The following is a 20,952-nucleotide window of genomic DNA, read 5'->3' on the forward strand; positions in this document are numbered from 1 at the left end:
GCCTCGAGCAATCGAGCGGGGCCGCTCCATTTGCGCGGGCCATTTGCACGGTCCATCTGCGCGCCCCATTTACACGGCCCTGACTGCACGGCCCGAATTCGCGCGGTCCGCAGGTTCGGTCCGCAGCGACCGGCGTCACACCACGTGCCTAGGTTCGCCGCGCGCAAACGCGGCAACGTTGTCGACGAGCTGATCGGCCAGTGCCCGCATCGCCTCGTCGCTCGCCCACGCGACATGAGGCGTCAGGATGAACGCCGGATGCGACAGGATCGCGTGGAACGGATGCGCGGCCGGCAGCGGCTCCTGCGTGACCACGTCGAAGCCGGCGCCCGAAATCTGCCCCGCCTGCAGCGCGTCGACGAGTGCACCTTCATCCACGAGCCCGCCGCGCGCGGTGTTGATCAGCAGCGGCCGGCGCGCCATCCGCGCGAACGCGGCCGCGTCGATCAGGCCGCGGGTCGCCGGCGTGAGCGGGCAGTGCAGCGTGATCACGTCGCTGTCGCGCAGCAGCGTGTCGAGCGGCACATGCCCGGCGCTCCGCGAAGCGCCGTGCGCGGCAAACAGCACGCGCATGCCGAGCGCGCGGGCGATGCCGGCCACCGCACGGCCGAGCATGCCGTCGCCGACGATCCCGAGCGTCGCGCCGGCCAGGTCGCGGATCGGGTGATCGAAGAAGCAGAACTGTCCGCTGTCGAGCCAGCGCCCCGCGCGCACCGCGTCGCGATACGCGACGAGGCTGCGCCGCAGCGCGAAGATCAGCGCGAACGTGTGTTCGGGTACGGTGCGCACCGCATACCCGCGAATGTTGCTGACGACGATGCCGCGCGCGGCGCACGCATCGAGATCGACGATGTCGGTACCCGTCGCGGCGATCGCGATCATTTTCAGGTGTGGCGCACGGTCGAGCGCCGTCGCGTCGAGCCGGACCTTGTTGGTCACGACGATGTCCGCGGCGCCGATACGCGCGGCCACTTCGTCCGTTGTCGTCCGTTCGAAGGTCCGCAGCGCGTGCGGAAACGGAAACGGCTTCAGCACGGTCTGCGGCGACAGCGTCGCGCGGTCGAGAAACACGATCTGCGCGGGAGAGGAACTGGAAAACATGGCGGGCCTCGCTGACGGGCGCCCGGCGGGCGCGCAACGGCAATGATTCTGCCAACGGCGCATGCGATCGGGCTTGCGCATTGCGCGAGCGCGCTTTCCCGCGCGGAAAACGTCGGTGCCATCCGTGCACGGCCGGCCCGACGACGTCCAGGTTCACTGTTCCGTCGCACGGGCCGCCGTGGCGGCGCCCCGTCGTGCTGCAGCAGGCGATGGCGCACGCGGGCGCCGCCGGGACGATGCGTGTGCGGCGCTCGACGAAGCCGCCGTGCTGGCCCGCGAAATGAGCCATGCGCCCCTTTCCGTTCAGGAAAGGCTGGTTGAGCATCGATCGATTTTCGCCGGATGCGAACGCCGTCATGATCGCCGTCATCGACAACACGATTTTCAGGAGACAGTCATGACGCGCCCCCTGGACGGTATCCGCGTGCTGGAACTCGGCCAACTGATCGCCGGTCCGTTTGCGGGCCGGATGCTCGCCGAATTCGGCGCGGACGTGATCAAGGTGGAGCCGCCCGGCGTCGGCGACCCGCTGCGCAAATGGCGGCTGCTGCACGACGGCACGTCGGTCTGGTGGGCCGCGCAGTCGCGCAACAAGCGCTCGCTCGCGCTCGACCTGCGCACGCCCGAAGGGCAGGACGTCGTGCGCCGCCTCGTCGCCGGGACCGACGTGCTGATCGAGAACTTCCGGCCCGGCACGCTGGAAGGCTGGGGGCTCGACTGGGAGACGCTGTCCGCGATCAACCCGCGGCTCGTGATGCTGCGCGTATCGGGCTTCGGCCAGACCGGCCCGTATCGCGACCGGCCCGGCTTCGGCGTGATCGCCGAAGCGATGGGCGGCCTGCGCCACCTGACCGGCGAGCCCGGCCGCACGCCGGTGCGCGTCGGCGTGTCGCTCGGCGATTCGCTGTCGGCGCTGCACGGCGTGATCGGCATCCTGCTCGCGCTGCGCCATCGCGAACAGCAGGGCGGCAAGGGGCAGGTCGTCGACGTTGCGCTGTACGAATCCGTCTTCAACATGATGGAAAGCCTGCTGCCCGAATACTCGGCGTTCGGCGCGGTGCGCGAGCCGGCCGGCAGCAGCCTGCCGGGCATCGCGCCGACCAACGCGTACCGCTGCCGCGACGGCAGGTACGCGCTGATCGCCGGCAACGGCGACAGCATCTTCCGGCGCCTGATGGCGCTGATCGGGCGCCCCGATCTCGGCGACGATCCCGCGCTCGCGCACAACGACGGGCGCGTCGCGCAGGTCGCGCGCATCGACGCGGCGATCGGCGAATGGAGCGCGCGGCACGATCTCGACGACGTGCTCGCCGCGCTGCACGACGCACGCATCCCGTCCGGGCGCATCTACGACGTCGCGGACATCGCGGCCGATCCGCATTACCGCGCACGCGACATGATCGTCGACGCCGCGCTGCCCGACGGCACGCCCGTGCTCGTGCCGGGCATCGTGCCGAAACTCGGCGCGACGCCCGGATGCATCGAGCGTCCGGCACCCGCGCTCGGCGCCGATACCGACGCGGTACTCGAATCGATCGGCATCGATGCCGCGACGCGCGACGACTGGCGCACGCGCGGCGTGATCTGAAGCGACCAACCCGCCACCGGGACGACGACATGAACCAGCCCCATCCCCAACGACTTTATATTCAAGAAGTCGCGACACGCGACGGTTTCCAGAATGAAGCGGCGTTCGTCGACACCGACGACAAGATCGCGCTCGTCGACGCGTTGAGCGCGTGCGGCTACGCGAAGATCGAGGTCACGTCGTTCACGTCGCCGAAGGCGATCCCCGCGCTGCGCGACGCGGAGGCCGTGATGCACGGCATCGTGCGCGCGCCGGGCGTCGTCTATACGGTGCTCGTGCCGAACGTGCGCGGCGCGGAACGCGCGCTGTCGTGCGGCGTCGACGAGGTGAACCTCGTGATGTCGACGAGCGAGAGCCACAACCGCACGAACCTGCGGATGACACGCGAGCAGTCGTTCGCGCAACTGCGCGACGTGATCGACACGGTGCGCGGCACGGGCGTCGCGCTCAACGTGTCGCTGTCGACCGCGATGGGCTGCCCGATGGAAGGCGACGTGCGCGCGGAAACCGTGCTCGCGTGGATGCAGCGCTTCGCGGATCTCGGCGTCCACGGCTTCACGCTGTGCGACACGACCGGCATGGCGTATCCGTCCCAGGTGCGCGATCTGGCCGAACGCGCGCGCGAACGCTTCGGTGCGCTGCAGCTCACGCTGCACTTTCACAACACGCGCGGCATGGCGCTCGCGAACACGCTCGCCGCGCTCGACGCCGGCATCGACCGCTTCGACGCATCGCTCGGCGGCCTCGGCGGCTGTCCGTACGCGCCGGGCGCGACCGGCAACGCGTGCACCGAGGAGCTCGTGCACATGCTCGCGCTCGACGGCTACGATACGGGTGTCGACCTCGCGGGCGTACTCGCCGCGGCCGCGCGGTTGCCCGCGCTGATCGGGCATGACGTGCCGAGCCAGATCCTGAAGGCCGGGCGCCGCTCGGACCTGCATCCGCCGCCGCGCGCCGAAGCCGGCCACATGCCGGCGCAGCGGGCTTTCTCGTAACCGAACCGGAGCGAATCACATGGCACTGATTGACCACCTCGACCACCTCGTGCTGACTTGCGTCGATCCGGAGCGGACGAAGCATTTCTATACCGAAGTGCTGCAGATGCAGCTCGAAACCTTCGGCGCGGGCCGGCTCGCGTTCCGCTTCGGCAACCAGAAGATCAACCTGCACGTGCGCGGCGCGGAGTTCGAGCCGAAGGCGCACGTGCCGGTGCCCGGCGCGCTCGACCTGTGCTTCATCGCGTCGGTGCCGCTCGACGACGTGATCGCGCATCTGCACCGCGTCGAATGGCCGATCGTCGAAGGGCCCGTCGAGCGCACCGGTGCGACGCAGAAGATCCGGTCGGTGTACGTGCGCGACCCGGACCTGAACCTGATCGAGATCTCCGAGCTGATCTGAGTTGCGTTGCGTTGAATTGCGCGGCGCGCGCAGCGGTCATGCCGAGCTGTCGTGCGGCGTGGGCGCAGCATCGCGTCGGTTCTGCCGGTTCCGCATGCGCCGGCGCGATGCGCCCGCCACGCAGCAATCCTCCGCCGAAAGCGGACAGGCGCGTACCGCACCCGCCGATTCCGGATAGGCGCGCCGCGTTGCACTGCGGATAATGGCGTGCATCGGCGCCGGTCCGTCCGCCGCCTTCGCAGCGGGCGCGACGCGCGTCCCGCGGATCCGCAATCCGACCCACGCACATTCCGAATGACGATCCTCTATCGCGGCATGGACCGCGCGGCGCTCGACGCCGCTTACCTGAACACGAAGGCCATTCCCGACTTCCCCGCGGTACTCGCGTCCTGCCAGGCACGCAGTGCCGCGCTTTACGCCGCGACGCCCGCGCAGCGCGACCTGCGTTACGGGTCGCGCCCCGCGCAGCGCTTCGACTGGCTGCGCTGCGGCCGGCCCGGCGCGCCGCTGTTCGTGTTCATTCACGGCGGCTACTGGCAGCACTGCGCGAAGGAAGATTTCGCGTACGCGGCCGCCGGGCCGCTCGCACGCGGGTTCGATGTCGTGCTCGCCGAATACACGCTCGCACCGGCTGCATCGATGACCGACATCGTCGGCGAGATCGGCGCGCTGCTCGACCATCTCGCGGCCGATCCCGATCGCATCGGCACCGGCGGCCGGCCGATCCACCTGAGCGGCCACTCGGCAGGCGGTCACCTGAGCGCCGTGTATCGCGCGCATCCGGCGGTCGTGTCGGCGCTTGCGATCAGCCCGCTCGTCGATCTCGAGCCGATCTCGCTGTGCGTGCTCGGCGAGAAGCTTCGACTCACCGCGCAGGAAATCGCCGCCTACAGCCCGCTGCGTCATGTCGGCCCCGGTGCGCCGACCGTCGTCGCGGTCGGCGCGGCCGAGTTGCCGGAGCTCGTGCGCCATGCACATGAATACGCGCACGCATGCGAGGCGGCCGGCGAACCGGTTGCGCGCGCGTGGCTGCCGGGCATGCAGCACTTCACGGTACTCGACGATCTCGCGCGACCGGACAGCGCGATGCTCGCCGCACTGCAGGCGATCGCGCCGCGCTGAGCGCGCCGTCCTGCATCGTTTCGCGCGATTTCGCCGCGTGCATGGCCGGGCGTATGATCGGCATCAAGCCGGTCGGGCGCCGTTCGCACGCGCCGCATGGCACACCTCAGGATCTTCGTCATGGTGAACCCGCTTCATTTCGATCTGCAGTCGCTGCGCGTGTTCGCGCTCGTCGCCGAGCACGGCAGCCTGACCAAGGCGGCCGAACACGGTCAGCTCACGTTGTCCGCGGTCAGCAAGCGGATCGCCGAACTCGAGAGCGTGACCGGCAGCGCGCTGTTCGTCCGGCATGCGCGCGGCGTCGAGCTGACGCCCGCGGGCCGCGCACTGCTCGAACATGCGGCGAAGGTGATCGAGCAGGTGAACCGGATGGCGCACGAGATGAGCGATTACGTCGCCGGCGTGCGCGGCCACATTCACGTGTGGACCAATACGTCGGCGATCGTCCAGTTCCTGCCGGCCGATCTCGCCGCGTTCCTGACCGACAACCCGGGCATCAAGGTCAGTCTCGAGGAAAGGCTGAGTCACGAGATCGTCGATGCGCTCGGGTCCGGCAAGGCCGATCTCGGCGTGTTCGCGGACAACGTGCCGGCGCCCGGCATCGAACGCCGGCTGTACCGGCGCGACGAGCTCGTGCTGCTCGTGCCGCGCGGGCATCGCTTCGCCGCGCGCGACAGCATCCGCTTCGCGGAGACGCTCGATGAAGACTACGTCGGCCTGAGCGACGGCAGTTCGCTGCTCGCGCGGATGACCGACGCCGCGTTCGCGGCCGAGCGCTCGCTGAAGCTGCGCATCCAGGTATCGAATTTCGACGGCGTGAGCCGGATGATCGAGGCCGGGCTCGGGATCGGCGTGCTGCCGCGCGATGCGGTGACGGGCGAGCGCGCGGCGCGGCTCGGCGTCGTGACGCTCGACGACGCGTGGGCGACGCGCACGCTGTGGGTCGGCGTGAAGGCCGGCACCGTGCTGACCACGGACATCGCGAAGCTGTTCGATTTCATGTCGGCGCGCTGAATGCGAGGAATGCGCGACCTGCGTTCAACGCGCGCCAGGCGCGACGCACGGGGCACGCATGCCCCGTGCCGCATACCGTGTCATACCGGGTTGATGTCGTCCTGGCTGCGCCGCGTGGTCAGCGGCCCGAGCATGCGCAGCGTGACCGCGACGATGCCGAGCGCGACCGAGATCACGCCGAACATCGCTCCCGCGCCGTGTTTGGCCAGCACCGGCAGCAGCACGAACGGCAGCGCGCCGCTGACGATGCGCGACAGCGAGTAGGTGCTGCCGATCGCGGTCGAACGCACGCGCGCCGGGAAGATCTCCGCCTGATACACGTGATACGCGTTGCTGAACACGTTCGACGCGCAGGTCGTCAGGAACCCGAAACAGACGATCAGCGCCGTATTGCCCGAATACGCGAAGCACAGCCCGAACGCGGCGATCGACAGGATCGACACGATCACGAGCGTGCGGCGCTCGATCCAGTTCAGCAGCGGAATCGACAGCAGCGAGCCGATCGGATAACCGATGAACGACAGTGCGATGAACAGCGTGCTGTCGGTCACGTCGAACCCGCGGCTCTTGACGACCGTGCTCGCAAGCGTGCCGAAGCCGTAATAGCCGAAGCCCTGGAACAGGTGGAACACCGCGAGCATCAGGTAGCGCGCGCCGTAGGGCCGGCGGCGCAGCAGCGCGATGCGCTCGCCGACGCGCAGCGGCCGCTGCGGTTCGGCCGATGCCGCGAACTGGTCGGGCACGCGCACCCCCGCGCTGTCCGCGAAGCGCTTCGCCGCGGCATGCGCATCCGCGGCGCGGCCCTGCGCGAGCAGCCAGCGCGGGCTTTCCGGCAGACGATGCTGGACCAGCAGCACGTACACGGCGCCGAGGCTGCCGATCGCGAGGATGATGCGCCAGCCGGCCACGCCCGCGACGTGCAGCGGATTCAGCCACAGCGCGAGGAAGCCGACCAGCGGCACGGCGACGTACGAAGTCGTATAGGCCCATGCGGCAAGCCGTCCGCGCTTGTCCTTCGGCAGGATTTCGGACAGGAAGCTGTCGGCGACCGGGTAGATCGCGCCGACGCCAATGCCCGTCAGGAACCGGCATGCGACGAGCATGTCGGCGTTCACGGAGAACGCGCCGATCAGCGAGAACGCGCTGTACCAGACGAGCGTCATCAGGAACGCCTTGCGCCGGCCGATGCGGTCGGCGAGGCTGCCGAGACACAGCGCGCCGACGAACATTCCGATGAATGCCGACGCGAGCAGCAGCTTGAAATCGGCGCTTTGCCGGCTGAGCCCGTATTCGTGCTGCAGCGCGGAGCCGATCGTGCTGACGAGGAAGATCTCGTACATGTCGAAGAACAGCCCGATGCCGATCACCCAGACGACGAACCGGTGCAGCGCACCGACCGGCAGGTCGTCCATGAATTCGCCGAGCGTGATGCCGCGGGCGGGCAGGGCCGTCGCATCGGCGCCGGCCCGGGCCGCGGACGCTGCGGCGGACGCGGGGCCGCCCGCGGTGCCGCCAAGGTCGAGGGATTGGCTGTTCATCGTGTCTCCTGATTATCGATTTGCCGTGGCGCGATGCCCGGCCGTTCGCGGCTATTCGCGGCCGGCATCACGGGCCCGGTCGCGCGACGCGGCGCACGTGCCCGCAAGGCCCGCGAAAGGCCGGATGCGCGGGATGGCGCCGATCGTCCGAAACATGGTCGGCGAATTTGCGCGACGCGATAATTGCGGATGCTTCAAGCATCCTTTCCCGCGCAGAAAGGCCGGGAAACGCCCGCTGGGCGGGCGTCGGACGGAAGGCGAGCCGAAGCTGGAAGGTCAGGGCAGGGAAAACGATAGGCCGCGCTGCGCGGATTCGGCGGCCGGTGATGGTGATGGCGTACCGCACGGTTCGGTATCCTCGGTCAATCCGCCGGCGCCGCGCGACGGAAAGGCAAAGCGACGCCGCGGGACCTTGCATTCGTCAGCGTTCATCGATCGCTGCGACGCACCGAATGTGCAGCGCCGCCGCTCGTCTGCCCATCCGGCTCATGGCGACGCGCACGGATCGGACCGTTCATCCGTCGCCGCCGCACCGGCATCGGTGCCGGTCCCGACCCCGACGTCGGCCCGTTCATGCCGCACCGTCTCCGACGCAACCGCCTGCAGCTTCACCGCCAGGTCCGGCGCGATGCCGAGCTGCGCGGCTGCTTGCTCCCGCGCGCCCAGGGTGCGCACGTCGACGCCGGCGATCTGCTGGAACAGCACGAGCGCGCTGAGGTAAGCGCCCGTCACGCCCGGATGCTGATAGTCGAGCCGCGAGATCGGCGGGTCGTTGTGCGCGCGCATGCCGTACCACAGCAGCGGGGCACCCGACGGCGCATACGGATCGGCATCGGCGATGCCCGCCATCCACGCGCGCTGCCATGCGCGGCCGACCGGCGCGACGGCCACGATCGACGGATCGGTGCGGCGGGCGCGTTCGAATGCATCGCGATACGCGGCGACGAGGTCGGCGAGACGCTCGACGTAGCGCGCGTGAAAGCCGGCGCTGCCCGGCTCGCCCGCCAGCGCCTTCGCGAGATCGGCGCCCGGCCAGGTTTCGTACAGATAGACGCGCGCTTGCGGTGCAGCAGCGCGAATGCCGCGCGCGATCTTCGCGACGCTCGCGCAGAAGGCGGCGGGATCGCTGGCACGGCTATGCGTGAGCACGAACGGCAGCGGCTTCGCGCTCAACTTCTGCAGCACGACCGCGTCCCAGACAGGCCGGTCGATCACGTCCGATGCAACGCGGTCGTGTTTGGCGAGACTCGTCGCCGACATCGCTTCGAGATGGACGTCATAGTCGAGCCCGGCTTCGACGGCAAACCGCGCGAAGATGCCCGGAATCCCGCCCCACGGGCCCGGCTCGCGTTCCGCGCGGGCGCCGGTCTGCCCGAAGTTCTCGTCGATCACCCGCGCCGCGGCCGCGCCTGCGGCCTGACGGCCGGCATGCATCGCGCCGTACGAACGCACGGGCGTGTAACGGCCGTGCGTGAGGCTGTCGCCGACGAACAGGATGCGTTGCGGCGTGCGGATTGCGGGCGCCGGCAACCCGGGCGGCGACACCGCGGACGAGCCGGCCATCGCCGGCCCGGCGACCAGCCACGCGACGACGCACGCCGACGCGCAACGCATGACGACGCAACGCAACGCGGGCACGGCAGGCAAGTCGGTCATCTCGAAGTTCCGCAAGGACGCGTGGCCGAAGTATTTCACGAAGCGGCGCGACCGCGCTGCCCCCGCGTTGCGCAACGCGTACGGTAGACTGCTCGCTGGCTTTTCCCGCCCACGACACGAACCCACGCGCCCCCGCACACGACATGGACCGAATCGATGCGATGAAGGTGTTCGTCGCCACGCTCGACGAGGGCAGCCTCGCGGGCGCGAGCCGCCGCCTGGGCCGCTCGCCGGCGGCCGTCAGCCGCGCGCTCGCGTTTCTCGAGGAACACACGGGCACCGCGCTGCTGTACCGGACCACCCGGACGATCCGTTTGAGCGAAGCCGGTGAACGTTACGCGGCAGCGTGCCGCCGCATCCTCGCGGATCTCGAGGAAGCCGACATGCTGATCGCCGACGAACGCTCGGCGCCGCGCGGCCTGCTGACGATCACCGCACCGGTCGCCGCGGGCGAAGACGTGCTGCGTGCGCTCATCGACGAATTCATCGACCGCCATCCGGCCGTGTCGATTCGCCTGCAACTGCTCGACCGTCCCGTCAGCCTGATCGACGAGGGCATCGACGTCGCGCTGCGTATCGCGCACCTGAGCGATTCGACGCTCGTCGCGATGCCGGTCGGTGCGGTGCGGCGTGTCGTCGTCGCGTCGCCGGACTACCTTGCGAACCATCCGCCGATTACCGCGCCGGCCGATCTCGCCCGGCACCGGATCATCTCGATGACGCACTTCGGGCTCGATTCGTGGAGCTTTCCGCCGTCCGCGCCGTCGGCGCTGCCGCAAGTGGTCCAGTTCGCGCCGCGCTTCATCGTCAACACGATCCGCGGCGCGCTCGCGTCGGCGCTCGCCGGTCACGGCGTCACGCGGCTGTTTTCGTATCACGTCGCGGAGCCGGTGCGGGACGGCGCGCTGCGCATCGTGCTGCGCGACAGCGAGCACGCGCCGCTGCCGATTCATCTGGTCACGCCTTACGGACGCCTGTCGGTGCCGAAGGTGCGGACGTTCGTCGATTTCGCCGCGCCGCGATTGCGCGAGCATTTCGCGCAGCTGGCGGCCATCACCGACGGAGATTGAATCGCGTTACGGAAGAATGGCTTCCGTGCTGCATGGATTCTCCCGATACCCGGTTCAATCTAGACTTCCATCAACCGGCGGATGCGCGTGCATCCGCCCAGCGAATGGGAGGTCTCCATGCAACAAGCGCTTCTCGACCGGCCGCACGCCCCCGCGTTCAACGTGTGGCGCGGCACGGTATCCGGCGCCAGTGCGAGCCTGATCGGCATCGGCCTGGCGCGCTTTGCGTACACGCCGCTCTTGCCGGCGATCATCGGTGCGCACTGGTTTCCCGCGTCCACCGCCGCGTATCTCGGGGCGGCCAACCTCGGCGGCTATCTGGCCGGCGCGCTGGTCGCCGGCACGCTCGCGCGCCGCGCTGGCTCGACCGCCGTGCTGCGCGCGATGATGCTGCTCGCGACGCTCGCATTCGTCGCGTGCGCGGCGCCCGTGTCGTTCCTGTGGTTCTTCGTGTGGCGGTTCGCGTCCGGCCTGTCGGGCGGGGCGCTGATGGTGCTCGCGGCGCCGGCGATCCTCACGCACGTGCCGCCGTCGCGGCGCGGTTTCGCGAGCGGCGGCATCTTCACCGGGATCGGGCTCGGCATCGCGGCATCGGGCACGATCGTGCCGATCCTGCTGCGGCAAGGGCTCACCGTCACGTGGCTCGGGCTCGCGATCGTGTCGCTGCTGCTGACCGCCGTCGCGTGGCGCGGCTGGCCGGCCGACGACGCACAGCCCGCAGCCGCCGCGGCGCATGCCGCGCACGCGCGCAACCTGCCGGCCGGCAGCCTGCGCGCGCTGTACGTCGAATACGGGCTCAACGCGGTCGGGCTCGTCCCGCACATGATCTTCCTCGTCGACTACGTCGCGCGCGGACTCGGCAAGGGCGTCGACGCGGGCGCGCAGTACTGGGTGCTGTACGGCCTCGGCGCGATCGTCGGGCCGCTCGCGTGCGGGCATCTGGCCGACCGTGCGGGCTTCGGCCGCGCACTGCGGATCGCATTCGCGATCGAAGCCGTCGCGGTCGCGCTGCCGCTGCTCGGCCTGGGCCCGGCCGCGCTGATCGTGTCGAGCCTGCTCGTCGGCGCGTTCACGCCCGGCATCGTGCCGCTCGCGCTGGGCCGCGTGAACGAGTTGCTCGCGCATCATCCGTCGGTCGCGAAGCGCGCATGGCGCAGCGCGACGACCAGCTTCGCGATCATGCAGGCGGTCGCCGCCTACGGTCTGTCGTACCTGTTCGCATCGAGCGGCGGCCGTTACGAAGCGCTGTTCGGCGTCGGCACCGCCGCGCTGTTGCTGGCGCTCGCGGTCGACATGATCTCCTCGGCGAAGGCGCGATGAGCACGACCGCCCACCCACCGGCCGCCGCACACGCCGGCCGCTCGAGCGCCGGCTACGCCGAACGCAATGCGCGCTACTGGCGCCGCAATCTCGCCGTGTGCGTGTTCGGGTCGTTCACGACGCTCGTGAGTCTCAGCATGCTGCTGCCGTTCCTGCCGCTGTACGTGCGGCAGCTCGGCGTCGACGCGCAGTCGGCCGTGATCCAGTGGTCGGGCGTCGCGTTCGGCGCGACGTTTCTCGGCACGGCCGTCACCGCACCGCTGTGGGGCCGCCTCGCGGATCGCTTCGGCCGCAAGCCGATGCTCGTGCGCGCGGCGCTCGGGATGGCCGTCGTGATGTCGCTGATCGGCGTCGCGCACAACGTGGTGGAACTCGTGGCACTGCGGCTGATCGCCGGGCTCGTCGGCGGCTATGCGTCCGCGTCGACCGTGATGGTCGGCACCCAGGCGCCGCGCGAACGCGCGGGCTGGGCGCTCGGCATCCTGTCGACCGGCGCGCTCGCGGGCAATCTCGTCGGGCCGCTGGTCGGCGGCCTGCTGCCGGGCTGGCTCGGCATTCGCGGCACGTTTTTCGCGGGTGGCGCGATGATCGCCGTCGCCGCGCTGCTGACGATCGTCGTCGTGAAGGAGGACTTCGATCCGGCCACCGACGCGCACGCGCGGCACGCCCGCGCAACGTCGGCGAACCCGGCCCGGCGCACCGATCGCGTGGCGGTCGCCGCGCTGCTCGTGACGGCGATGATGGTGCTGCTCGCGAACATGTCGATCGAGCCGATCATCACGGTCTATATCGGCGGGCTCGGCGTGGACGGCAGTCATCTGGCGCGCATCGCCGGCGTCGTGATGGCCGGCTCCGCACTCGGCAGCATGCTGACCGCCGCGCGGCTCGGCGCGCTCGCCGACCGGATCGGCAGCTGGAACGTGATCGTCGGCTGCCTGCTGCTGACCGCGCTCGCGATGCTGCCGCAGGCGTTCGTCACGCACTGGTGGCATCTCGCCGCGCTGCGCGTGCTGATGGGGATGACGCTCGCCGGGTTGCTGCCGTCGATCGGGAAGCTGGTCCGGCAGTCGGTCGACGAGCGCGCGACGGGCCAGATGCTAGGCTACCTGCAGTCCGCGCAGTTCGGCGGGCAGGTGATCGGCCCGGTGATCGGCGGCCAGATCGGCGTCGCGCTCGGCCTGCATTCGGTGTTCTTCGTGACGGCCGCGCTGCTGGCGGCCTGCGCGGCGCTCGCGTATCGGGTGCGCAGCCGGTAGAAGCGCTGCGCGCTGGCCCGCGGGCGGCGCTCTGGCGTAGCATGGGCGCAGTTGCGGGGCGGCCGGTTCGCACGCCGTGCGGAGGCGACGCCGCAACCACGCGTCGCGACGGCCGCGTCGTCGTTTGGTCAGCCGCCGTACCCGGCACCGCTTTCGCATTCGCATTCGCATGACAGGGTCCACGCAACGCACCGCGCATCCGCGACGTCGCCGGACCCACCCAAGCCGCTTCGGCCGGCAGCCGGCCCGAGCCTTCCGATCCCGGACGTTGCAGGAGGCAACGACATGAATCGACCGACCGACAACCGGACGCTGCTGCGCACGCTCGGCGTCCGCACTCCGATCATCCAGGCGCCGATGGCCGGCGTCAGCACGCCCGCGCTGGCGGCTGCCGTGTCGAACGCGGGCGGGCTCGGCTCGCTCGGCGTCGGCGCGACGAACGCCGACGGCGCGCGCAAGATGATCCGCGACACGCGCGCGCTCACCGACCGGCCGTTCAACATCAACCTGTTCTGCCACCAGCCGGCGCGGGCCGATGCCGTCGTCGAACGCGCGTGGCTCGAATGGCTCGCGCCGACATTCCGCGAATACGGCGCGACGCCGCCGGCGGCGCTGTCGGAGATCTACACGAGCTTCGTCGCGGACGATGCGATGCTCGCGATGTTGCTCGAGGAAAAACCGGCGGTCGTGAGCTTTCATTTCGGGTTGCCGTCCGACGAGGCGATCGCGATGCTCAAGCGCGCCGGCATCACGCTGTTCGCGTCCGCGACGCATCCCGACGAAGCCCGCCAGATCGCCGCGGCCGGCATCGATGCGATCGTCGCGCAGGGCATCGAGGCCGGCGGGCATCGCGGCGTATTCGACTCGACGGCGCACGACGACCGGCTCGGCACGTTCGCGCTGACGCGACTGCTCGTGCGCGAATGCGCGCTGCCGGTGATCGCCGCCGGCGGCATCATGGACGGCGACGGCATCGCCGCGGCGCTCGCGCTCGGTGCGCAGGCCGCGCAACTCGGCACGGCGTTCGTCGCGTGTCCCGAAACGTCGATCGACGACGGTTATCGCCGCGCGATCCTCGGCGACACGGCGCACCGCACGACCTTCACGACCGCGATCTCCGGCCGTGTCGCGCGCGGCATCGCGAACCGGCTGACCGCGCTCGGCGACGATCCGCACGCACCGGCGACGCCCGCCTATCCGATCGCGTACGACGCCGGCAAGGCGCTGCATGCGGCCGCGAAGGCGAAGGGCGAGTTCGGCTACGGCGCGCAGTGGGCAGGGCAGGCGGCGCCGCTCGTGCGGTCGCTGCCGGCGGCGGAACTGTTCGCGACGCTCGAGCGCGAGACGCGGGCAGCCATCGCGCGGCTGCAGCACGCGCTGGACTGAGTGCCGGATCACGCGGCGCGCGGCGGACGTGCCGGAAGGCGCTGAAATCCGCACCGTTCGCGACAAAATTGCAATGCTCTGTGTCTGCGCACCGCGCGGATACAGAGCGATACAACGCGTCCGCCCGGGTTCGTTATAAAGCAGACATCACCTCTCGAGGAGCACGACATGTCTGCTACATGGTTCAACGGATCCTGCCATTGCGGCGCCGTGAAATTCCAGGTCCGGACCGCGCTTGCGCCGGCCGTTCGCTGCAACTGCAGCCTTTGCCGCCGTCGCGGCGCGCTGATGAGCCCGATGTTCCCCGCCGCCGACCTGAAGATCGTCGCAGGCGAGGACGCGCTGACGACCTACCATTTCAACACGCGCACGGCCCGTCACTTTTTCTGCAGCCGGTGCGGCATCTACCCGTTTCATCAGACGCGCAAGGATCCCGCGTGCTGGCGCGTCAATCTCGGCTGCCTCGAAGGCGTCGATCCGTATGCGCTCGATGCGACCGTCGCCGACGGCGCGAGCCTGTCCGTCGTGGAGGATGCATGAAACGCTGGCTGACGATCCTGCTGTTCGCCGCGGGCGGCCTCGCGACCGAAATCGCGCATCCGGTGCAGTGTTCGCTGCTGTCGATCAGCCGGCAACGGCACGGCGAGCGCCGGGGCCGGAACGACGGCGATCGAGCCTGAGCGTGAGCGGGCATCGCTCGCGTCGCGTGCTGTCGATCGGAAACGATAATCAAGCTTCCGATAAGATCGCATGCGATATATAATGCATTCATCTGCGACACGCTCCCGTGTCGATGGAGGATGCTCATGAAACCGACCGAAACCCAATCGCCCGCCACGCCGAAGCTGTCCGAGTTCCTGTGCTTTGCGATCTACTCGACGAACCTCGCGTTCGGCAAGGCCTACAAGCCGATCCTCGAGGAGCTCGGCCTCACGTACACGCAATACATCACGATCATTGCGCTGTGGGAGGAGGGCGACCAGACGGTCGGGCAGCTCGGCGAAAAGCTGTTCCTCGAATCGAACACGCTGACGCCGATCCTGAAGAAGCTCGAGGCGATGGGTTATCTGGAACGGCACCGCGATCCGTCGGACGAGCGCCAGGTGGTCGTGAGCCTGACGAAAAGCGGTCGCCGCGTGCGCGAGAAGGGGCTCGACATGAATCTCGTCGAAGCCACCGGGCTCAAACCCGACGAATTCGCGAAGATGCAGAAGGCGATCGTCACGCTGCGCGGCAACCTGATCGATTCGATCGACGAGTAAAGCACGAATAGCCTGGCCGCCGGCTCGATGTCGAGCCGGCGATACGATTGCAGCCGGCTTCCTCCACGATTTCCATGCTTTTCCGGCCGTCCGGACCGACTTTTGCAATGCTGCGCTCGGTTGCTTACGGGTGACGCTCGGGCTGGCCCGTCCCGGTATCCTCACGCCCCAACACCAGCAATTGCATGTCGCGACGGATCGCGAAACCGAGCGCCAGATAGCGCTCGATTGCGACGCGATTCGACGACAGCACATGCAGAAACGGCGTTTCCGCCCGCGCACGAATCCGCGCGATCAATGCGCGGATCAGTCCGGCCGCGAGGCCCTGGCCGCGAAAGGCGGGATCCACGCACACGGCGCTGATCTCCGTATGGCCGCCGGCAGTCAGTCGCTGACCGGCCATCGCCACGAGCCGTCCTTCTCTCCGTACACCGAGATAGCCACCGAATTCGATCGTGCGCGGGCCGAACGGACCCGGCTCCGTCGCCGCGATCAGCTCGAGCATGGCCGGTACGTCGCCGTCGGTCAGCCGGACATGCTCCAGCGGCTGCGCATCGTCAGGCGTTCCCTGCCAGATCATCTGATGCAGCACCGCGCGCCGGACCACGGAACATCCGCCCGGCGTCGGGATCTCGTCAGGCGTGACCAGTGCCGCGGGCCCGTGCGTGTCGATCAATGCGCGCAACGCGTCGAAAGCGGCGGGGCTGCGCTCGGCGAGGCCGGCAAACGGCGCGAGTTCGGGAGGAAAGCGCCGCGCGCGCTCGTCGCCGAGCGCAAAACGCTGCTGCTCGCCGGCGAGCGCATGCCACACGGCGTTGTCGAGCGGATGCGCTCCGCTTCCTTCGTTCCCCGTCGTTGCTTGCCGCATTGCCTGCTCCCTGATTGAAGGTCGTTCGTCGCACAGCATAGACGCGATCGTCCATTCAGGTCTCAGACGAACAAAAGCGCATTCGATTACATCGCATACGCTTTATTTGATGGATGACGTCGCCGATTTCGGCGCGGTGCTCAATGACCGAAGTAGATCGAGCGCTCGGCCGTGCGAACGACGTTCCGGCTGCCGGCTTGCGTCGCGCCGTCGGCGTCGCTGCCGTAACCGGATGCGTCGGTATCGGCCGCTGTCGCAGCGTTGTCGCGAACCCGCTTCAGCGCGGCCTGCAGATTCTGCGGATAGTTCGGATCGTTCGGGCGATTCGGCAGGTAGCCGGCCTTCTGGAGCGCGGCCAGTTCCGCCCGCACCTGCGCGCGCGTGACGGTGCTTTCGGTCGCGAATGCGGGTGCGGCAGCGGAAGTCGACACGGCGACGAGCAGGGCAGCAATCAGTTGGGTCTTCATCATTTACCTCGACGGAAAAGAGTGATCGGAGTGTGAGCGTCGCACGCCGGCAATCGGCGCCGATCGCGATTTCATTCAATGGCCGAAGTAGATCGAGCGCTCGGCGACCCGCATGGCAGGACGGCTGCCCGACTGCGTGCCGGCTGCCGCGTCGCTGCCGTAACCGGACGTCGCCGTATCGGCTGCGGCGGTGTCGTTCGCATGGATACGCGTCAGCGCGGCCTGCAGGTCGTCCGGATAGTGCGGATCGTTCGCGCGGCCCGGCACATAGCCGGCTTGCTGCAGCTGGGCGAGCTCGGCACGCACTTGCGCACGCGTCACGACGGCTTCATTGGCAAAGGCGGGTGCGGCAACGGCGGCGGATGCGGCAACGAGAAGGGCGGCGATCACTTGGGTTTTCATCACTTACCTCGACAAGAAAATGGCAGGAGATTCGGGAGGGCGGCGCCTGGCCGCCCGATTCAACGTTCAGACGATGCGGATTTCGACGTCGATGTTGCCGCGCGTCGCTTTCGAGTACGGGCAGGTCTGATGCGCGGTGTCGACGATGTGCTGCACGACGTCACGGTCGAGCCCCAGCGCGCTCACGTTCAGGCGGGCCTGCAGGAAGTACGCGTTGCCGCCCATGCCCAGGTCCACTTCCGCATCGACCGCGAGATCGGCCGGCAGCGTCACCTTCGCCGCACGTGCCGCGAGCTGCATCGCGCCGATGAAGCAGGCCGACCAGCCGGCCGCGAACAGTTGTTCCGGATTCGTGCCGGTTCCGGCGGTGCCCGGCGACGACAGCTGGATGTCGAGACGACCGTCGGAACTGCGCGCCGCGCCGTCGCGGCCGCCGGAAGTCGTATGCGTCTTGCCCGTGTACAGCACTTTTTCGATCTTGCTCATCGTTCACTCCGTCAGGTTGGAAGGTTCTATCTAATGCGATTCGATCGCATGCGATGCAGTTTGGTCGAGACGCCGAACCCCGTCAAGCGGATTCGATTAAATCGTATACGATATTTTGTATTTCAATGTATCCGGATCGTGTACGGCCTTGCCAGGCAAGGATGTGCGGTGTTCCATCCCTTATATCGAAAAGATCGCGTCCCACGGAATTCCAGTCACCGGCAGGGCAGCCGCCGTCGAAACGGCGACTGCCCGCGCGACGGCAACGCGCCTACGCCGGCCGGATTTCGGCGATCACGACCAGAATCACGGCTGCGTCGGCCGGCAACTGGCGCTGGGAAAACGCCGAGCGCGCATGTCCGGCCTTGTCGCCCAGCACGGCGGCGAACAGGTCGGATGCGCCGTCGATCACGGCTGGCTGGCCGAAAAAGCCGTCCGCCGACGCAACGTGCCCCTCGACACGCACGATGTGATGCAGGCGGTCGAATCCGCCGAGGTGCTTGCGGATCTGCGCAAGCACGTTCAGCGCCGCGAGTTGCGCCGCATGCCGCCCGTCGTCGACGTTCAGCCGTTCGCCGACGCGGCCTGTATAGGCAACCTTGCGGTCGACGAGCGGCAGTTGTCCGGAGATGAACAACAGGTTGCCGGCTTCGCTGACGGCCGTGTAGCTGCCGAGCGGTTGCGGCGGTTCGGGTAACGTGAGGCCGAGTTCGGCCAGCTTCTGTTCGATCGTCATCGCTTGCTCCTTCGGGGAAGATTGAGTGGCGCCCAGGCTCGGAAGATTCACTCGCACGGGTCTCTGGCAGTCACTCTATTGAGGCGGTCGAAGCCGGTAAATATCGTTCGCGCAATTGAATCGACACGCGATGTAACGAATCGCGCGCGGCGCAATGTGGCGCGAACGGTTGCCGGCGACGGTCGTCGGTACGCTGGTTTCCCGGCCGGGATTCATGCACACTCGCTGCTTCAGCGTCACGCGACGAAACGGCGCGCGCCGGCTCGCCGCGAGCGCGATTCCGTGATGCCTACGTTCGCGTTGCCGGCCACGCCACGCACGAAGCAGCAGGAGCGCCCCATGCAGAGAAAATTCGACGACCTGCTGCTCGGCAGCATCGAGCTGTTCTGCCTGGCCGCGGAACTCGGCAGCTTCACGCTCGCGGCGACGGCTGCGAGCGTCACGCCGGCCGCGGTCAGCCGCTCGGTCGCGCGCCTCGAGGAGCGTCTCGGCGTACGCCTGTTCGTGCGGACGACACGGCAGATCCGCCTGACCGATTCCGGCCGGCGCTATTTCGAGCAATGCCGTGATGCGCTATCGCAGCTCGTCGACGCCGAGCGCGAAGCGACGGGTCAGCAGGCCACGCCGGCCGGCGTGCTGCGCATCAGCATGCCGACGCCGTACGGACACTATCGCGTGTTGCCGCTGTTACCTGCGTTTCGCGAGCGATATCCGGACGTGCGCGTCGAAACGCATCTGAGCAACCGCAACATCGACTTCGCCGAGGAGGGTTTCGATCTTGCGATCCGCGGCCGCGCGCCGGCGGATTCGAGCCTGGTCGCGCGCAAGCTGGAGGATGCGGAACTCGTTGTCGTCGCGACGCCCGGCTACCTGAAACGCGCCGGCGTGCCGCGCGCCGTCGACGATCTGCACGCGCACGAATGCATCCAGTTCGAGCTCCCGAGCAGCGGCCGGCCGGTTCCGTGGTTGTTCAACGACGGCTCGGCGGAAATCGACGTCGCGACGACCGGCGGCTACGGCACGTCGGGCGACGTCCTCGCCGGCGTCACGCTCGCGCGCAGCGGTGCGGGCCTGTTCCAGACCTATCGCTTCATCGTCGACCGGGATCTGCGCGAGGGCACGCTCGCGGAGGTGCTGTCCGGCCAGGGCGGCCGGTCGCGGCCGTTCATGCTGCTGTATCCCCACGCGCGCTATCTGTCTTCGCGCGTGCGCGTCTTCGTCGACTTTCTCGTCGAACATCTGCAACAGGCGCCCGGCAAGCGGGCGCGCTAGGCGCGTCCGGGGAGAATGCCGGCAACGGGGCAGAGCGGGGCGCGAATGGCGCGGCTGCGCCGTTGCCGGACCGCCGCGCTCCGCTCACCGTTCGCGTTGTTCGCGTTGTTCGCGTTGTTCGCGTCGTTCGCGTTGTTCGCGTCGTTCGCGTCGTTCGCGTCGTTCGCGTCGTTCGCGTCGTTCGCGTCAGCGCAGTCTCCCATCGTCGCCGCTCAATGCCCGGCGCTCTGGCCGCCATCCACGTGCAGGATCTCGCCGGTAACGAACGGCGCCGAATCGAGATACAGGATCGCGCCGACGATGTCGCTCATCTCGCCCATCCGGCCGACCGGATGCAGCGAAGCGAGCGTCGCGTGCGTGTCGGGCGCATGCATCGGCGACTTGATGATGCCGGGGGACACGGCATTCACGCGGATGCCGGCCTTCGCGTACTCGATTGCGAGAGACTTCGTCGCCGCATTGAGCCCGCCTTTCGTCAGCGATGCGAGCACCGACGGCACGTTGCTGTTCGCGTGGTCGACGAGGCTCGTCGTGATGCTGACCACGTGTCCGCCGCCGTTGCGCTGCATCGCCGCGATCGCGCGCTGCGTGACGTGGAAGAACCCGTCCAGGTTCACGCGGGTGATGGTCGCATAGTCGTCCGCGGTGTACTGCGTGAACGGCTTCGCGATGAACACGCCGGCGTTGTTGACGAGCGTATCGACCCGGCCGAAGCGCTCGAGTGCGGTATCGACCACCCGCCGCGCGACAGCCGGGTCGCCGATGTCGCCCGCGACGGTGACCAGATCGGGATCGTCCGACGCGCCGATCGAACGGGACGTCGCGACCACCCGATGGCCCTGGGCGCGGAATGCGTTGACCGTCTCCGCGCCGATGCCTTGCGATGCGCCGGTGACGATGATGACTTTGGATGTGCTCATGATTTGCCTCGACAGGTGACTGGTTTTCGGCGTTGGTGCCGACCGGATCGATGAATCCGATGGACCAGACTTTAGGCGCGTCGCGCCGGA

At 68.7% G+C, this 20,952-nt stretch carries 23 protein-coding genes; 13 read left to right on the forward strand and 10 right to left on the reverse strand.

The features are described 5' to 3' along the window. Nucleotides 1-135: 135 nt before the first annotated feature. Nucleotides 136-1,101 (reverse strand): D-2-hydroxyacid dehydrogenase, encoded by a 966-nt coding sequence (locus U5A56_RS22580; protein ID WP_321924663.1) that lies wholly within the window; start codon nt 1,099-1,101, stop codon nt 136-138. Between the two features lie 397 nt (nt 1,102-1,498). On the opposite strand from U5A56_RS22580, the gene U5A56_RS22585 reads away from it, so the two are divergent. From U5A56_RS22585 to U5A56_RS22605, 5 genes are all read left to right on the forward strand, one after another. Then, nucleotides 1,499-2,689: a CaiB/BaiF CoA transferase family protein gene (locus U5A56_RS22585; protein WP_257773222.1), complete on the forward strand. Its 1,191-nt coding sequence runs from the start codon at nt 1,499-1,501 to the stop codon at nt 2,687-2,689. 29 nt (nt 2,690-2,718) lie between these two features. Beyond that, complete coding sequence (locus U5A56_RS22590; protein ID WP_321809991.1) at nt 2,719-3,684, forward strand: hydroxymethylglutaryl-CoA lyase; 966 nt, start codon at nt 2,719-2,721, stop codon at nt 3,682-3,684. A 19-nt stretch (nt 3,685-3,703) separates the two neighbouring features. After that, nucleotides 3,704-4,087, forward strand: coding sequence for a VOC family protein (locus U5A56_RS22595; RefSeq protein ID WP_044843522.1), 384 nt, complete (start codon nt 3,704-3,706; stop codon nt 4,085-4,087). Between the two features lie 294 nt (nt 4,088-4,381). Further along, entirely contained in the window at nt 4,382-5,209 is an 828-nt protein-coding gene (locus tag U5A56_RS22600; protein WP_257773225.1) for an alpha/beta hydrolase, read from the forward strand. Nucleotides 5,210-5,329: 120 nt separating this feature from the next. Then, nucleotides 5,330-6,223 carry a LysR family transcriptional regulator gene (locus tag U5A56_RS22605; protein WP_044843520.1) on the forward strand — a complete coding sequence of 298 codons (894 nt, stop codon included), beginning with the start codon at nt 5,330-5,332 and terminating at the stop codon, nt 6,221-6,223. 80 nt (nt 6,224-6,303) lie between these two features. Here U5A56_RS22605 and U5A56_RS22610 read toward each other — a convergent pair whose 3' ends face one another. Further along, nucleotides 6,304-7,761, reverse strand: coding sequence for an MFS transporter (locus U5A56_RS22610; RefSeq protein ID WP_321924666.1), 1,458 nt, complete (start codon nt 7,759-7,761; stop codon nt 6,304-6,306). A 486-nt stretch (nt 7,762-8,247) separates the two neighbouring features. After that, a complete protein-coding gene (locus U5A56_RS22615; RefSeq protein ID WP_321924668.1) occupies nt 8,248-9,417 on the reverse strand; it encodes a hypothetical protein in 1,170 nt (389 codons plus the stop codon). Between the two features lie 143 nt (nt 9,418-9,560). Here U5A56_RS22615 and U5A56_RS22620 point away from each other — a divergent pair, with 143 nt between their 5' ends. From U5A56_RS22620 to U5A56_RS22650, 7 genes are all read left to right on the forward strand, one after another. Beyond that, nucleotides 9,561-10,487, forward strand: coding sequence for a LysR family transcriptional regulator (locus U5A56_RS22620; protein ID WP_044843518.1), 927 nt, complete (start codon nt 9,561-9,563; stop codon nt 10,485-10,487). 117 nt (nt 10,488-10,604) lie between these two features. Next, nucleotides 10,605-11,807, forward strand: a complete 1,203-nt coding sequence (locus U5A56_RS22625; protein WP_321924670.1) for a YbfB/YjiJ family MFS transporter — start codon at nt 10,605-10,607, stop codon at nt 11,805-11,807. Continuing rightward, the gene (locus U5A56_RS22630; RefSeq protein ID WP_321924672.1) at nt 11,804-13,063 is read left to right on the forward strand and encodes an MFS transporter; all 1,260 of its coding nucleotides are present in this window, start codon (nt 11,804-11,806) and stop codon (nt 13,061-13,063) included. The genes U5A56_RS22625 and U5A56_RS22630 overlap by 4 nt, the downstream gene beginning before the upstream one ends. A gap of 285 nt (nt 13,064-13,348) precedes the next feature. Continuing rightward, nucleotides 13,349-14,449: a nitronate monooxygenase gene (locus U5A56_RS22635; RefSeq protein ID WP_321924674.1), complete on the forward strand. Its 1,101-nt coding sequence runs from the start codon at nt 13,349-13,351 to the stop codon at nt 14,447-14,449. A 168-nt stretch (nt 14,450-14,617) separates the two neighbouring features. After that, the gene (locus U5A56_RS22640; RefSeq protein ID WP_321924676.1) at nt 14,618-14,989 is read left to right on the forward strand and encodes a GFA family protein; all 372 of its coding nucleotides are present in this window, start codon (nt 14,618-14,620) and stop codon (nt 14,987-14,989) included. Further along, complete coding sequence (locus U5A56_RS22645; protein ID WP_185500367.1) at nt 14,986-15,129, forward strand: hypothetical protein; 144 nt, start codon at nt 14,986-14,988, stop codon at nt 15,127-15,129. The genes U5A56_RS22640 and U5A56_RS22645 overlap by 4 nt, the downstream gene beginning before the upstream one ends. Before the next feature lie 126 nt (nt 15,130-15,255). Further along, nucleotides 15,256-15,711, forward strand: a complete 456-nt coding sequence (locus U5A56_RS22650; protein WP_044843621.1) for a MarR family winged helix-turn-helix transcriptional regulator — start codon at nt 15,256-15,258, stop codon at nt 15,709-15,711. Nucleotides 15,712-15,835: 124 nt separating this feature from the next. Here the strand turns inward: U5A56_RS22650 and U5A56_RS22655 are convergent, their stop codons facing one another. The 5 genes from U5A56_RS22655 to U5A56_RS22675 form a co-directional block, all read right to left on the reverse strand. Then, entirely contained in the window at nt 15,836-16,579 is a 744-nt protein-coding gene (locus tag U5A56_RS22655) for a GNAT family N-acetyltransferase (RefSeq protein WP_321924679.1), read from the reverse strand. A gap of 140 nt (nt 16,580-16,719) precedes the next feature. Then, entirely contained in the window at nt 16,720-17,049 is a 330-nt protein-coding gene (locus U5A56_RS22660; protein ID WP_321924681.1) for a DUF4148 domain-containing protein, read from the reverse strand. Between the two features lie 72 nt (nt 17,050-17,121). Then, nucleotides 17,122-17,448 (reverse strand): DUF4148 domain-containing protein, encoded by a 327-nt coding sequence (locus U5A56_RS22665; RefSeq protein ID WP_124570518.1) that lies wholly within the window; start codon nt 17,446-17,448, stop codon nt 17,122-17,124. A gap of 66 nt (nt 17,449-17,514) precedes the next feature. Then, the gene (locus tag U5A56_RS22670; protein WP_321924684.1) at nt 17,515-17,934 is read right to left on the reverse strand and encodes an organic hydroperoxide resistance protein; all 420 of its coding nucleotides are present in this window, start codon (nt 17,932-17,934) and stop codon (nt 17,515-17,517) included. A gap of 271 nt (nt 17,935-18,205) precedes the next feature. Further along, a complete protein-coding gene (locus U5A56_RS22675; protein ID WP_321924686.1) occupies nt 18,206-18,670 on the reverse strand; it encodes a RidA family protein in 465 nt (154 codons plus the stop codon). Nucleotides 18,671-19,009: 339 nt separating this feature from the next. Here U5A56_RS22675 and U5A56_RS22680 point away from each other — a divergent pair, with 339 nt between their 5' ends. Beyond that, a complete protein-coding gene (locus U5A56_RS22680) occupies nt 19,010-19,942 on the forward strand; it encodes a LysR family transcriptional regulator (RefSeq protein WP_321810135.1) in 933 nt (310 codons plus the stop codon). Here the strand turns inward: U5A56_RS22680 and U5A56_RS22685 are convergent. Together U5A56_RS22685 and U5A56_RS22690 are read right to left on the reverse strand one after the other, a co-directional pair. After that, the gene (locus U5A56_RS22685) at nt 19,939-20,145 is read right to left on the reverse strand and encodes a hypothetical protein (protein ID WP_321924688.1); all 207 of its coding nucleotides are present in this window, start codon (nt 20,143-20,145) and stop codon (nt 19,939-19,941) included. The two genes, U5A56_RS22680 and U5A56_RS22685, sit on opposite strands and share 4 nt — an antisense overlap. Nucleotides 20,146-20,154: 9 nt before the next feature. Then, nucleotides 20,155-20,862, reverse strand: coding sequence for an SDR family NAD(P)-dependent oxidoreductase (locus U5A56_RS22690; RefSeq protein WP_321924690.1), 708 nt, complete (start codon nt 20,860-20,862; stop codon nt 20,155-20,157). Nucleotides 20,863-20,952: the final 90 nt, after the last annotated feature.

This window comes from Burkholderia sp. BCC1998 (genome assembly GCF_905339875.1).
In the GTDB taxonomy this organism is placed as follows: Bacteria; Pseudomonadota; Gammaproteobacteria; order Burkholderiales; family Burkholderiaceae; genus Burkholderia.